At 45.5% G+C, this 14,180-nt stretch carries 10 protein-coding genes; 5 read left to right on the forward strand and 5 right to left on the reverse strand.

Translation table 11 applies throughout. The annotated features are described in order from the left end of the window. Positions 1–756 precede the first annotated feature (756 nt). On the forward strand, positions 757–2,229 hold the full coding sequence (locus NL646_RS17010; protein WP_023623223.1) for an aminoacyl-histidine dipeptidase: 1,473 nt from the start codon (positions 757–759) through the stop codon (positions 2,227–2,229). Between the two features lie 76 nt (positions 2,230–2,305). Here the strand turns inward: NL646_RS17010 and NL646_RS17015 are convergent, their stop codons facing one another. Beyond that, the gene (locus tag NL646_RS17015; protein ID WP_005455994.1) at positions 2,306–2,845 is read right to left on the reverse strand and encodes a DUF3332 domain-containing protein; all 540 of its coding nucleotides are present in this window, start codon (positions 2,843–2,845) and stop codon (positions 2,306–2,308) included. A gap of 330 nt (positions 2,846–3,175) precedes the next feature. On the opposite strand from NL646_RS17015, the gene NL646_RS17020 reads away from it, so the two are divergent. Both NL646_RS17020 and NL646_RS17025 read left to right on the forward strand, forming a co-directional pair. Further along, positions 3,176–4,246: a succinylglutamate desuccinylase/aspartoacylase family protein gene (locus NL646_RS17020; protein ID WP_140267950.1), complete on the forward strand. Its 1,071-nt coding sequence runs from the start codon at positions 3,176–3,178 to the stop codon at positions 4,244–4,246. Positions 4,247–4,456: 210 nt separating this feature from the next. Then, complete coding sequence (locus tag NL646_RS17025; protein WP_021823167.1) at positions 4,457–4,900, forward strand: hypothetical protein; 444 nt, start codon at positions 4,457–4,459, stop codon at positions 4,898–4,900. 87 nt (positions 4,901–4,987) lie between these two features. Here NL646_RS17025 and NL646_RS17030 read toward each other — a convergent pair whose 3' ends face one another. Together NL646_RS17030 and purL are read right to left on the reverse strand one after the other, a co-directional pair. Further along, positions 4,988–5,290: a DUF3622 domain-containing protein gene (locus NL646_RS17030; protein ID WP_253664474.1), complete on the reverse strand. Its 303-nt coding sequence runs from the start codon at positions 5,288–5,290 to the stop codon at positions 4,988–4,990. A gap of 269 nt (positions 5,291–5,559) precedes the next feature. Beyond that, positions 5,560–9,468 carry a phosphoribosylformylglycinamidine synthase gene (purL, locus tag NL646_RS17035; protein WP_253664490.1) on the reverse strand — a complete coding sequence of 1,303 codons (3,909 nt, stop codon included), beginning with the start codon at positions 9,466–9,468 and terminating at the stop codon, positions 5,560–5,562. Between the two features lie 299 nt (positions 9,469–9,767). Here purL and mltF point away from each other — a divergent pair, with 299 nt between their 5' ends. Both mltF and NL646_RS23370 read left to right on the forward strand, forming a co-directional pair. Then, positions 9,768–11,345, forward strand: a complete 1,578-nt coding sequence (gene mltF, locus NL646_RS17040) for a membrane-bound lytic murein transglycosylase MltF (RefSeq protein WP_164885536.1) — start codon at positions 9,768–9,770, stop codon at positions 11,343–11,345. Positions 11,346–11,653: 308 nt separating this feature from the next. Continuing rightward, positions 11,654–11,788, forward strand: a complete 135-nt coding sequence (locus NL646_RS23370; protein ID WP_020904161.1) for a hypothetical protein — start codon at positions 11,654–11,656, stop codon at positions 11,786–11,788. A gap of 57 nt (positions 11,789–11,845) precedes the next feature. Here the strand turns inward: NL646_RS23370 and tadA are convergent, their stop codons facing one another. Together tadA and NL646_RS17050 are read right to left on the reverse strand one after the other, a co-directional pair. Continuing rightward, a complete protein-coding gene (gene tadA, locus NL646_RS17045; RefSeq protein WP_021823438.1) occupies positions 11,846–12,370 on the reverse strand; it encodes a tRNA adenosine(34) deaminase TadA in 525 nt (174 codons plus the stop codon). 164 nt (positions 12,371–12,534) lie between these two features. Further along, positions 12,535–14,094 carry an AbgT family transporter gene (locus NL646_RS17050; RefSeq protein WP_005483743.1) on the reverse strand — a complete coding sequence of 520 codons (1,560 nt, stop codon included), beginning with the start codon at positions 14,092–14,094 and terminating at the stop codon, positions 12,535–12,537. Between the last annotated feature and the right edge of the window lie 86 nt (positions 14,095–14,180).

Below are 14,180 nucleotides of genomic sequence, written 5' to 3' on the forward strand. Positions count from 1 at the left end.
AATATTCACTCACAATTTACTGCGTAAGTGGGATTCCTTTTAGCAGCAATAAGAGAATGGAGGCTTAGTGGTGGAAATTTGGTCGGAAGTAGAAAAAAGAGATAAAAAAACGCCACTCAATTTGAGTGGCGGTGAATCATGTCAGCACTATCACTGAAAAAAAATTCCAATTTATAGGGGTGAACAAACTGTTCGAGTCACATGCGTTGACTTCACTTAGTAGCCAAAGCTTGTTGGGTATACAAAGTTACCGGTATATACAGATTTGCTATTCCAGAACATTGCACTTGGTAAACCTTTCATAAATATCACCTTCTAAATCAATTAAAACAGTCGTTGATTTCTCGGTTCCTTGGAGGCGATAAACGGACTCATCCTTTGAGCATTTCATTCTTCATCTCAGAAGCTGGTTACAAATATACCACCAAGAAATTTAATTACAAGCATTTTAGTGATAAAAGTCACAAAAAATCCATAAATTGACGTCAATCAAATTTTAACTGTAATTAAATTACATTTTTGTGAATTAAAAATTATTCTACTTTCAGTTCATATAAACATAAGCGCATTTACGACCTATACCATGTTCATAAAGTGTGACAGTGAGGAAGGAAATCCTTTTGTTCTCGACTACTAGTAGCCTTCGTCTGGTGGTATCCTTGAGCTAATTCATGCCAAATATCATTAGCATTTCCTGCTAATCACACATTATTTATACGGTATATATTTGGCAAAGCACATCAAAAGGAGTCTTCCGTGTCTGAATTCCATTCTGAAATCAGTACCTTGTCACCTGCTCCACTTTGGCAGTTTTTCGATAAGATTTGTTCCATCCCTCATCCATCTAAGCATGAAGAAGCATTAGCACAGTACATTATCAACTGGGCAACAGAGCAAGGCTTCGATGTTCGCCGAGACCCAACGGGCAACGTATTCATCAAAAAGCCAGCAACGCCTGGGATGGAAAACAAAAAGGGCGTGGTTCTTCAAGCACACATTGACATGGTGCCACAGAAGAATGAAGACACTGACCACGACTTCACAAAAGATCCAATTCAACCGTACATCGATGGTGAGTGGGTAACAGCGAAAGGCACGACGCTTGGTGCAGACAACGGTATTGGTATGGCTTCTTGTCTGGCTGTATTAGCATCTAAAGATATCAAGCATGGGCCAATTGAAGTTCTACTAACAATTGATGAAGAAGCAGGCATGACAGGTGCATTCGGGCTTGAAGCAGGTTGGTTGGAAGGTGATATTCTTCTAAACACCGACTCCGAGCAAGAAGGCGAAGTGTACATGGGCTGCGCTGGTGGTATCGATGGTGCGATGACTTTTGACATCAAACGCGACGCGATCCCTACTGGCTTTGTGACTCGTCAGCTAACCTTGAAGGGTTTAAAAGGCGGTCACTCTGGTTGTGATATCCACACTGGTCGTGGTAATGCCAACAAACTGCTTGGCCGATTCCTAGCGGGCCATGCACAAGAGTTGGATCTTCGCTTGGTTGAATTCCGTGGTGGTAGTTTGCGTAATGCTATTCCTCGCGAAGCTTTCGTAACAGTTGCTGTTCCTGCTGAAAACCAAGAGAAGCTTGCAGAGCTTTTCAACTACTACACTGAGCTATTAAAAGCTGAGCTTGGCAAAGTAGAAACGGGCATTGTGACGTTCAATGAAGAGATCGCAACCGAATCACAAGCCTTCACCGCGGCGGATCAACAACGCTTTATTGCTGCTCTCAACGCATGTCCTAATGGCGTGATGCGCATGAGCGACGAAATTGAAGGTGTGGTTGAAACGTCACTGAACGTTGGCGTGATCACTACTGAAGAAAATAAAGTGACTGTTCTGTGTCTGATTCGCTCTTTGATTGACTCTGGCCGTAGCCAAGTAGAGAGCATGTTACGCTCTGTTGCTGAACTCGCAGGAGCACAAGTTGAGTTCTCAGGCGCTTACCCTGGTTGGAAACCAGACGCTGATTCAGAAATCATGGCAATTTTCCGTGATATGTACGAAGGCATTTACGGCCACAAACCAAACATCATGGTTATTCACGCAGGTCTAGAGTGTGGTCTATTTAAAGAGCCGTACCCGAACATGGACATGGTTTCTTTCGGCCCAACGATCAAGTTCCCTCACTCTCCTGATGAAAAAGTGAAGATTGATACCGTTCAACTGTTCTGGGATCAAATGGTTGCGCTTCTAGAAGCAATTCCTGAGAAAGCGTAATCCAAACGCGACAACAAAACAAAAAGGGTGCCGAGACACCCTTTTTTATTGCTATTTATCACGAGAGTATCGCGAATTATGCACGAGTTTGCGCATACGCTGCTAGCTCATCCATAGAAGTCTTCGCGACCACTTCACCATTGATGTAGTAAGTAACAAACTCACCCTCACGTACACCCATTAACGTCGCTTTTTCGCCGTTGTTGTATGTGATGTTCATCTGAACCGTATTTTCATCGATTTGGTGCATTTGGCCTTGCTCGATAACGCGGTTGTTTGTAAGTGGGCCAATCGGCGCTGTTGTAAGCGACTTATCTAGCTGGTGGTTTACATCAATGTAAGTGTCCATCTTAGTATCGAAGATGTGTGGTTTGCCGTTTAGCGGGTTTTTACCAGTCCAGAACTCTAGAGAGTTAAATACGATGTAGTCAGCTGCGATTGCCACACCGTAAACTGGTGCCATAAGCATGTTTAGACCACCACGAGCGTAACGGTTATCTACCGCTTTCAAGTTGAAGCCCATAACATAGCCAGTTACCGCGTTGCTGCCAACACAACCTGAAAGTGAAACTGCCACAGCAGTCAATGCGCCAATTTTAGCAATTGCCTTTTTCATCAAAACCTCTAGTTAGAAAGTATTAGGTCGAAAATTCGGCGCGGATATTAGCTTATAAAAACTAGGGATAAAAGACAGAATTTTCCGAAGAAAGCATCTTTATTATTTTTAATACGTGGACATTTATCTAAACAATAAATAACCAATTTAAGATAAGGGTGACGAGATATTCAGCAAATAATAAACGTCACATTTACAACAAACTTTCCACAAACGGTTATTATTTGCTCTCCTTGATTAAAATAATTTGTCGTATCCTTAATTAGAATGATTAGTGTGATTTTGACGCGATTGTTACATTGTTGCTAACTTATTTGACAGAGATGGTTTATGGCCAGAAGTAAAACAAGCAAAGTATTTGAGCTGCTCGGGCATAAAATACAACCAGGACAGCGTTTAGAAGTAGAATTCGAAGCTGCTCAGCTATACACGCACTCTCCACTTTCTATCCCTGTGGAAATCATTCACGGGAAACAAGAAGGTCCAGTGCTGATGGTGAACGCCGCAATCCATGGTGATGAGCTTAATGGCGTAGAGATCGTTCGTCAGATGATCAACCAGTTAAACCCATTAAAGCTAAAAGGTACGGTTATTGCGGTGCCAATCGTAAACGTATTTGGCTTTATCCATAAGTCTCGTTACTTACCCGATCGCCGCGATCTAAACCGTTGTTTCCCTGGCAGCGAAAAAGGCGCACTCGCTTCACGTATGGCGTATGGATTCTTCAATAATATAGCGAAACGTTGTGATTACATTTTAGATTTACACACAGGTGCGATTCATCGTACTAACCTACCCCAAATACGCGCTAACCTGAGCAATCCGGAAACACTACGCATTGCTCAAGCATTTGCCACGCCAGTGATCGTTGACTCTGCATTGCGTGATGGCTCGCTACGTAGCGAAGCCGAGAAGTGTGATATCCCAGTATTGACTTACGAAGCTGGTGAAGCACTTCGCTTTGATCCGCTATCTATCAGTGCTGGTGTTTTAGGCGTTCAACGCGTTATGCAAGCGATCGGTATGTTAAGAGCCAGCCGTAAAAAACTGCCTGAACCTGTTATCGCGAAATCGACCAGCTGGGTTAGAGCGCCAGGCAACGGTATTTTGCGCACGGTGGTGAACCTAGGCGATAAAGTAGAAAAAGGTGAAACCTTAGCTTACATCAGCTCACCCCTCGGTCACGATGAAATAGAGCTAAAAGCACCTAAAAGTGGTTTAGTGATCGGTCAGCAAACGCTGCCATTGGTGAACGAAGGCGATGCCATTTTCCACCTCGCATACTTCAGCCAAAGCGACGATGAAGTAGAACAAGCGGTAGAAAGCTACATTGAAGGATTAACTGAGTTTGACGTCGAACAGGTAACGACGGGACAAATCCCACTCGACACTCAGTCATAATTGCATGCTCTATGATCTCAAAGCCCAGTACCTGTTGCCGGGCTTTTTTTGTTATGTTTACTCACCAATATTATTTATTACAAACACTTAAACATGAAAACTTAACGTTTGTGCTTCGTGTTTAGCTTATTTCAATTCATCTTGTTCACCGCACAATTGCACAGCGTTTTATTTATTCGTATTATGTTTTCTTTTTGCTTGCACACATCTATGAATAAAACACAACTCATTAGCTGTTTGTTGGGACTTGGACTTTCTGCAAATCTCCTCGCTCAAGAATCTGAAAACATCGCTCAATACTTACAAGAACAAAGTCAACAACATTCACTAGAAGATCATTATGCTTCATCTGTTCCAGATGAACTCAACTTGGACGCGCAACGCTCAGAACTCAAATGGCGAGAGGAAGGTAAGCCAGATCATTGTTACCACACAAAAAATAACGCCGAGGTTACAACAGACTTTGACTACGGTGAGGCCAACGATCTTTCGGATGGCTTACATCATATTGATTTACCGCCTGTGCATACACGTAATAACAAATCATCTCATCGTGTTTACGCAAACAATCCCCACTTACTGCCTGGTAACCAACAGTTTGCCGCACCTTCCGAAGGCTCTTTTGGCTTCTCGGTTTCTTCTGACTGCTTATGAAAATGAGCCAACAAAAAAGCCCTGAAGAAAACTTCAGGGCTTTTTAGCATTACCGGCAGATCGAAACATCTATCGGAATATATGCCATTATTCTTCGTCAGCTTCAGCTTCGCGTGCTTTACGAGCTTCTTCTTTGCGAACTTTTGCCGCAAGTTGCTCTGCTTCACGTTCTTGACGCTGTACAGCTTTACGCTCATTACGAACAACTTGGTTTTCGATGAAGCCCGCAAGTTCTTGTTCAGCCCAAGCTTGTGCTTTTTCTTCGCTGTCAAACTCAGTTTCACGTTTTGAAACCATTGTTTTGCGAGACGTTACTTGACGAGTGATTTCTGCGCTCCAACCGTTACGTTTTTCAGTTACGCGGATAGCAAATTTTGGATTTTTAGACATCTATTTCAGTTCCTAAGGGATTAATCAGGGATTCGGTCAACTTGATAACTCCATCTAAGCTGAGCTGTTTAACACCATCCCTTGGTAAGCGCGGTATTAGAGCATAAATCATTATGATTGGCTGCAAAAATTTTATTTTCCACACTTAAACCACATTGGTTGTTGGCAATAAGTGTACTAGCCCGTTTTCGACTTCACACTTCCACAATCCCAAAAAAGAAAAGCGCAGATCTTTCGATCTGCGCTTCGCGTTTGTAAAGTATTAATACTTAACCGATGTTCTTGCGCGCGTTTTGGAACATACGCATCCAAGCGCCATTTTCACCCCAACCTTCCGGAGCCCAAGAGTTTGCAACTGTGCGGAATACACGCTCAGGGTGAGGCATCATAATGGTTACACGGCCATCTGCGGTAGTCAGACCGGTAATCGCATTCGGCGAACCATTCGGGTTGTTCGGGTATTGTTGCGTTGGGTTACCGTTATTATCAACGTAACGTAGCGCGACAGTACCTGACGCTTCAATTGCGTTTAGGTGCTCACCGTCACGTACTTCGACACGACCTTCACCGTGAGAAACCGCGATAGGCATACGTGAGCCAGCCATGCCGTCGAAGAACACAGAATCAGACTTCTGTACTTCAACCAGGCTAAAGCGTGCTTCAAAACGCTCAGATTCGTTGCGAACAAAACGTGGCCACAAGTCTGCCCCCGGGATCAGCTCTTTCAGGTTCGACAGCATCTGACAACCGTTACAAACACCTAGAGAGAATGTCTCTTCACGGTTGAAGAAGGCTTGGAACTGCTCACGAGCTTGTGCGTTAAACAGGATAGACTTCGCCCAACCTTCACCCGCACCTAGCACGTCACCGTAAGAGAAACCACCACAAGCTACCAGACCTTGGTATTCATCAAGTACCGCTTGGCCTGTCAGAATGTCGCTCATGTGGATGTCGGTTGCTTCAAAGCCAGCACGGTCAAAGGCTGCTGCCATTTCAACGTGAGAGTTAACACCTTGTTCACGAAGAATCGCCATCTTAGGTTTCGCGCCTTTCACAATGTAAGGTGCTGCGATATCTTCATTCACATCAAAGCTTAGAGATACGTTCAGACCAGGGTCAGTGTTGTCTTTCTTCGCGTCAAATTCTTGGTCTGCACATGCTGGGTTATCACGTAGCGCCTGCATTTTATGCGTAGTTTCTGCCCAGATAACACGTAGTTCGGTACGTGAACGCTTAAGCACAACATCATCACCAGAAGTGATAACAAAGTCGTCTGATGCTTCAACAGAACCAATTACATGTGAACATGCTTCTAAGCCATTCGCTGCTAGCGTAGACAGAACTGAATCCAGATCGTTGTTTTTAACCTGAACAACCGCGCCTAATTCTTCGTTAAATAGGACCGCCAGCGCATCTTCACCCAGCTCTGCGATGTTCGCCTTTACGCCACAGTGACCCGCGAACGCCATCTCAGCCAACGTTACAAATAGACCGCCGTCACCTTTATCGTGGTAAGCAAGCAGCTTGTCGTTACGTACGAGATTTTGCATTGCATCGAAGAAGCCTTTTAGTTGCTCTGCGTTGTCTACGTCTGCCGGCTTATCACCCAGCTGCTTGTATACCTGTGCCAGTGCTGTTGCACCCAGACGGTTTTTGCCGTTACCTAGGTCTACAAGAACAAGTGAAGTGTCACCTAGTCCTTCCAAGGTATCAGATGTGCGTAGCTGAGGCGTTACTGTCTTACGTACGTCTTCAACACGACCAAACGCAGTGATAACTAGCGATAGTGGCGAAGTCACTTCTTTGCTTTCGCCATTCTCTTCCCACTTAGTCTTCATTGACATTGAGTCTTTACCAACAGGGATAGTCAGACCTAGCGCCGGACATAGCTCTTCACCAACCGCTTTCACTGCTTCGTAAAGACCCGCATCTTCACCTGGGTGACCCGCTGGAGACATCCAGTTCGCAGACAGTTTAATGCGCTTGATATCTCCGATATCTGTCGCTGCGATGTTAGTCAGAGATTCACCAACCGCCAGACGAGCAGATGCTCCGAAGTCTAGCAGAGCAACCGGAGTGCGCTCACCCATCGACATCGCTTCACCGTGGTATGTGTCGTAACTTGCCGCCGTAACTGCACAGTTCGCTACAGGCACCTGCCAAGGACCAACCATCTGATCACGAGCAACCAGACCCGTTACCGAGCGGTCACCGATCGTGATCAGGAACGTTTTCTCAGCAACCGTTGGTAGGCGAAGTACGCGGTCTGCGGCTTCATCGATTTCAATACCGTCACGTGCAATCGCTGGGCTATCTACTTTCAATGTTGTTGCTTCACGGTGCATCTTCGGTGTTTTACCAAGCAAGATATCCATTGGCATATCAATTGGCGTGTTATCGAAGTGGGAGTCTTCTAGTGTCAGGTGACGTTCTTCTGTTGCAACACCCACAACTGCATAAGGTGCACGCTCACGCTTACAGATTGCATCGAATGCTTCCATATGCTCTGGCGCAACCGCAAGAACGTAACGTTCCTGAGATTCGTTACACCAGATTTCCAGCGGGCTCATGCTCAATTCATCATTTGGTACATCACGTAGCTGGAACTTACCACCACGCTCGCCATCGTCACAAAGCTCAGGAAGTGCGTTAGAGATACCGCCCGCGCCCACATCGTGGATAAATGCGATTGGGTTCTCTTCACCTAGCTGCCAACAACGGTCGATAACTTCCTGACAACGACGCTCCATCTCTGGGTTTTCACGTTGTACTGAAGCAAAGTCCAGATCTTCTGCTGACTGACCAGACGCCATTGAAGACGCCGCACCGCCACCAAGACCGATGTTCATTGCTGGACCACCAAGTACGATTAGGCTTGCACCAACTGGGATCTCTTTCTTCTGCACGTGTTCGTCACGGATGTTACCCATACCACCAGCAATCATGATTGGCTTGTGATAACCACGCACTTCTTCCCCCGCGTGAGAGGTCACTTTCTCTTCGTAAGTACGGAAGTAACCCAGTAGGTTTGGACGACCAAATTCATTGTTGAATGCAGCGCCGCCCAAAGGACCTTCAAGCATGATGTCCAGTGCGTTTACGATACGACCCGGCTTACCGAAGTCCGTTTCCCAAGGCTGTTCAAAACCAGGAATACGCAAGTTAGACGTTGTAAAACCAACCAGACCCGCTTTTGGCTTACCACCGATACCGGTCGCGCCTTCGTCACGGATTTCACCACCAGAACCCGTTGATGCACCTGGCCAAGGAGAGATAGCCGTTGGGTGGTTGTGCGTCTCTACCTTCATTAAGATGTGTGCATCTTCATGGTGGTAAGTGTATTGACGAGTTTTAGGATCTGGGAAGAAACGCCCCACTTTAGAACCAGTCATTACCGCTGCATTATCTTTGTAAGCAGACAGAACATGGTCTGGTGTCGTTTCGAATGTGTTTTTGATCATCTTAAACAGAGACTTCTCTTGGTCTACGCCATCGATAGTCCAGTCTGCGTTAAAGATCTTATGACGACAGTGCTCTGAGTTCGCCTGAGCAAACATCATCAGCTCAATGTCGTTAGGGTTACGACCTAACTTAGTGAAATTCTCCACCAAGTAATCAATTTCATCTTCTGCGAGTGCCAAACCAAGGGAAACGTTTGCTTCTTCAAGCGCAAGACGACCGCCCGCTAAGATATCAACATGCGCCACAGGCTTTGGCTCTGCGACTGTAAACAGCGCTGACGCGGCTTCAAGTTCTGTGAACACCGTTTCCATCATGCGGTCGTGAATTAACGCTTTGACAGCGTCAACTTGAGCTTCTGATAGAACAACTGAAGATTCTACGTAGTAAGCCGTACCGCGCTCCAGACGCTTAACAGTGTCCAGACCACAATTAATAGCGATATCGGTAGATTTAGAAGACCAAGGCGAGATAGTGCCAGGACGAGGCGTAACAAGAAGTAGAAGACCTTCTGGCTCATGCTCTTCAATTGTTGGGCCGTAAGTTAGTAACTTTTCAAGTTTTTCTAACTCTTGGTCATCAAGGTCAGACTTTAGATCTGCAAAATGCATAAACTCGGCATAGATGCCAGTTACAGGCAGATCTTGTTCACGACAAAGTTCCAGTAGTTTATTAACACGAAACTCAGAAAGAGCTGGGGAGCCACGCAAAATTCTCATGTGCTTAGGTCTCTTATGCAATTGATTAAGGTGATATTGGAATAAATTCAGATACTTAACTTGAGCTCTATCGAACCTATGCCGATTCCACCTCGTCATTGCGAGCGCATTATATAGCAATTGTTTTTGTGATGTAACATCAAAAGCAACCGTTTGCGTCATTTTTTTTGTCAAATTTGAGTTGTAGCCGAAATGTCGATAAAACACACAATGTCGCACTCTATCTGTCCGATTCGCTTTGCCCCATCTCCACGCTTTGATATAAAGACCACTAGAAATTTTCTGAGATGTACCGATCAATGCAAATACGCCACTTCAACCGACTCAAGCGCAGCGTCCTACTTTTTGCTTCTGTGCTACTACTTTCTGCCTGCCAAATTGAGTCGCAACCGAAAAGTGAATTCGAGAAAATCCAAGAGCGCGGAGTGCTACGCGTTGGCACGCTCAACAACCAACTCTCGTACTACATTGGTCCTGATGGCCCTGCGGGTTTGGATTATGAGCTAGCGCGTAAATTTGCAGAAGAGTTGGGCGTAAAGCTAGAAATCAAACCCGCTTTCAGACAAGCCGACCTTTTCCCAGCCTTAAAGAAGGGCGACATCGATATTATTGCTACGGGGCTTAATCAAACCTCACAAGCCGTCAAACGTTTTAGACCTGGCCCTGCTTATTATTATGTAAGCCAGCAAGTGGTCTACAAAAAGGGCCAGCTTCGTCCTCGTGATATTGAGCAGCTTATCGAGTATCAAGCATCCAAAGACAGTCAATCAGAAGAAGACGTGAATGCTGGCGCACAAACATTGAAAATTGTCGAACAGTCACAATATGTTCCGACACTGACGGCATTGAAGAAGCAGTATCCTGAATTGCAGTTTGAAATCGTGGGCGATGCTGACACTCGCGATCTACTGAAACATGTATCGACTGGAGAACTGCGTTTCACCGTCACTGATTCCGTAGAACTGTCCCTCGCGCAACGCCTGTATCCAGATTTAGCACTTGCTTTTGAGCTCACCGAAGATCAACCAGTATCATGGTTTACTCGCCGCTCAGAGGATGAGAGCTTGTATGCGATGCTGATTGAGTTTTTCGGCAATATCAAACAATCTGGCGAGCTAGCTTCTCTTGAAGAGAAGTACATTGGCCATATTGAAGCGTTTGACTACGTGGACACGCGTGCCTTTATTCGTGCTCTTGATGATAAGTTGCCGAGATGGGCTCCGCTGTTCCAAAAATACAGCGAAGAGTTTGATTGGCGTTTAATCGCGGCTTTGGCCTACCAAGAATCTCATTGGAAACCAAAAGCAAAATCGCCTACGGGTGTTCGTGGCATGATGATGCTGACTTTACCAACTGCGAAAAGTGTTGGTGTAACCGATCGTCTAAACCCAGAGCAATCTGTTCGTGGTGGTGTGGAATACCTGCGTCGCATCGTCGCTCGCGTACCTGATACGATTAACGAACATGAAAAAATTTGGTTTGCATTGGCATCGTACAATATTGGTTATGGCCACATGATGGACGCGCGTCGACTAACCAAGACACAAGGTGGCGATCCAAACGCATGGGCAGATGTAAAAGACCGACTACCGCTGTTACGACAAAAGCGTTACTACAGCCAAACTCGTTATGGCTACGCTCGTGGAGACGAGGCACGAAATTACGTTGAAAATATTCGACGCTACTACCAATCAATCATTGGGCATGTCAGTCAAAAGCCTTCCATTGATGAAGATACGGATGATCTACAGGTTATCCCACCACTAAATCCAGAATTGCTTATTTCTGGTGCGGTGGAAACCACTGCAGAAGAAGTGTCTGGTGCCTCTGATGTCACCAATGAAGTCGATGAAGATTTAGACCAAGAAGAAGAATAAACACGCAAAAAAGACGAGTGTGAAGCTCGTCTTTTTTGTTGAGTCCAAGGTAGAACTTATCTAAAATCCGATGTTCCGAACCAGACCGGTCATCATAGTAAGTGCATACAAACGTGATTGGTCAACACCTTGCCGCAGCGTCCATACCCGTTAATTGATGCCTGCGGAATAAATCGGTTCGGTAGGTTTCCCTCTCTCCTAATTTGAAGTGACTCCATCACTAGAATGTCATCCACGATGCAAAGCAGATGCGGCGTGTGCTGCATCGCGAGAGGGTGTTTGTAGTCTTGTCTGCAGGAGGTTCGGATATGAGAAGACGTAGAGTGCAGTCAAAGCGTTTGAATAAGACAGTGGCTGCGATTCGCCGCAAGCGAAAGCTGACAACGATGAAAAAGAAAGTCAGCGCACGCAATCGTGTATTCGTTCACTTAGTAAATCACTAAGAACTTAAAGCAAACATCTACACACCCGTAGATGTTTGCTGAACACAACTCACCAACTTAATCTTCTTGCTTACCTTCTAACGCTTTTTTCTCTTGTTTCTTAGCCTTAATTTCTTTACGACGACGCTTGAAAAATGCCTGCAACTGCTCACGGCACTCATCTTCTAACAGCCCTTTTTCGACCGTTGCGTAATGGTAAGCAGCTTGGCTCTCAAACAAGTTCAATACCGTACCAGCCGCGCCAGCTTTAAGATCTGGCGCGCCAAATACCACGCGTTTCACTCTGCTGTGCAACAGTGCTCCTGCGCACATCGGGCAAGGCTCTAGTGTGACATAGAGAGTGGTGTCTAAAAGTCGATAGTTTTCTAACACAGCCCCAGCGTTACGTAGAGTCTGAATCTCCGCATGTGCTGTTGCATCATGAGAGCAGATAGAGCGGTTCCAGCCTTCTGCAATCACTTCTCCATCTTTAACTAATACCGCTCCCACAGGCACCTCTCCTTCCAATTCAGCTTGTTCAGCTAATGCAAGTGCACGGCGCATAAAAATTTCGTCTTGTGGGGTAAATTGATGCTCAGACAAAAGGGCTCCAGAAAGGAAGGTAACTATGAATAGAGAAATATTACCACCAACATCGCTTTCACTACAGCAGGACATAAGTTTTGGAGATGCGCCTCTTTCGTAATAGCACCTCAAAACAAAAAAGCGCAGACCTTTCGACCTGCGCTTCTCTAATATTCGATCATTTACATCGTGTATGTGTACGGTGCTTGAATACCTAGTGGGATACCTACCATCCAGTAAAGAACTAGGAAGATTGACCAACCAATCAACATAGCAATCGAGAATGGCATCATCAGTGACGCAAGCGTACCAATGCCTGTCGACTTCACGTAACGTTGACAGTAAACCACTACAAGAGGGAAGAATACCATCAGAGGTGAAATGATGTTCGATACTGAGTCACCCACACGGTAAGCCGCCTGAGATAGTTCAGGAGAAATACCTACCGCCATTAGCATTGGAACTAGGATTGGACCAATCAAAGCCCATTTCGCAGAAGCGGAACCGATAAGTAGGTTTACAGCTGCTGTTAGCAAGATCATACCAATGATGGTTGCTTCACCTGGTAGGTTCATCGCTTTTAAGCCTTCTGCACCATACAACGCTAGCATCGTACCGATGTTTGACTGAGCAAATGCAGATAGGAACTGAGCACAGAAGAACGACATGACAATGTATGCGCCCATGGTCGACATGGTGTCCGCCATCGCTTTGATGATGTCGTTACTTGTCTTAAAGGTGCCAGATACTTTGCCGTAAACGTAACCAGGGATGATAAATAGAATGAAGATCAGTGGAACAATCGACTTCATGATAGGCGCAGAAAACGCCGTAATTTCGCCTTCAGGAGAACGAAGTGCCGAGTTCTCAGGCAATAACGCGGCAACAAGAAGTGCGATACCCGCCATCATAGCCCAGCCAGCGTAGCGGAATGCTTTTGATTCCAACTCAGTGAAAGAGCCTAAGTTTGGTGCCGTTTCTGCATCTTCATCAATTGGCATCTTTGCAAGACGAGGCTCGATGATTTTCTCAGTCACGTACCAACCGATAGCAACGATGATCACTGAAGATAGACCAGTGAAGAAGATGTTTGCTAGAGGGTTAACCACGTATTCAGGATCAAGAACCTGTGCTGCCGTTTGTGTGAAACCAGCGAGCAATGGGTCAATACCTGAAGGAATGAAGTTTGCAGAGAAACCACCAGACACACCAGCAAATGCTGCTGCGATACCAGCTAGAGGGTGACGACCAGCGGCATGGAAAATGATACCACCTAGAGGAATAACCAAAACGTAGCCCGCATCAGCCGCGGTATGCGAGATGATTGCGACAAGAATAAGCATTGGTGTAAGTAGCTTCGCTGGAGTGAAGTTCAGCATCTTCTTAAGGCCAGTCGTGATAAAACCAGAAGAATCCGCAACACCTACACCCAACATTGCAACTAATACGATGCCTAGAGGTGCAAAACCAGTAAACGTAGTGACCATGTTAGCAAGGAAACTTGCTAGAGCTTCACCCGTAAGTAAGTTAGTAATGGTAAGAGCTTCGCCCGTTCGAGGGTTTGGAAGGTCGAAAGTCACATTCGACAAAAGTGCAGACGCAGCCCAAGTAATGATCAGTGCCCAGAAAAACAAAATCGCAGGATCAGGAATTTTATTACCTGCACGCTCGATAAAGTTTAGAAAGCGATCCATCCCGCTCGGCTTCGATGATGGTGCCTTATTTACAGCTTGGTTACTCATGGTAACTCCATATGAATGATGTTGGTGCCAAGGCCTATTTGAATAATTATAACGGCCTATTATCAACACAGCATTCTAGTAAATAA

Origin of the sequence: Vibrio sp. Y20_XG_PY13 (assembly GCF_024181925.1) — a bacterium.
Classification (GTDB): Bacteria; Pseudomonadota; Gammaproteobacteria; order Enterobacterales; family Vibrionaceae; genus Vibrio; species Vibrio parahaemolyticus.

Excerpts from the sequence above, each read along its gene's own strand:
- NL646_RS17025 (WP_021823167.1), top strand. The coding sequence starts at position 4,457 with ATGAATAAAACACAACTCATTAGCTGTTTGTTGGGACTTGGACTTTCT.
- NL646_RS17050 (WP_005483743.1), bottom strand. The coding sequence starts at position 14,094 with ATGAGTAACCAAGCTGTAAATAAGGCACCATCATCGAAGCCGAGCGGG.
- NL646_RS17030 (WP_253664474.1), bottom strand. The coding sequence starts at position 5,290 with ATGTCTAAAAATCCAAAATTTGCTATCCGCGTAACTGAAAAACGTAAC.
- mltF (WP_164885536.1), top strand. The coding sequence starts at position 9,768 with ATGCAAATACGCCACTTCAACCGACTCAAGCGCAGCGTCCTACTTTTT.
- purL (WP_253664490.1), bottom strand. The coding sequence starts at position 9,468 with ATGAGAATTTTGCGTGGCTCCCCAGCTCTTTCTGAGTTTCGTGTTAAT.
- NL646_RS17015 (WP_005455994.1), bottom strand. The coding sequence starts at position 2,845 with ATGAAAAAGGCAATTGCTAAAATTGGCGCATTGACTGCTGTGGCAGTT.
- NL646_RS23370 (WP_020904161.1), top strand. The coding sequence starts at position 11,654 with ATGAGAAGACGTAGAGTGCAGTCAAAGCGTTTGAATAAGACAGTGGCT.
- NL646_RS17020 (WP_140267950.1), top strand. The coding sequence starts at position 3,176 with ATGGCCAGAAGTAAAACAAGCAAAGTATTTGAGCTGCTCGGGCATAAA.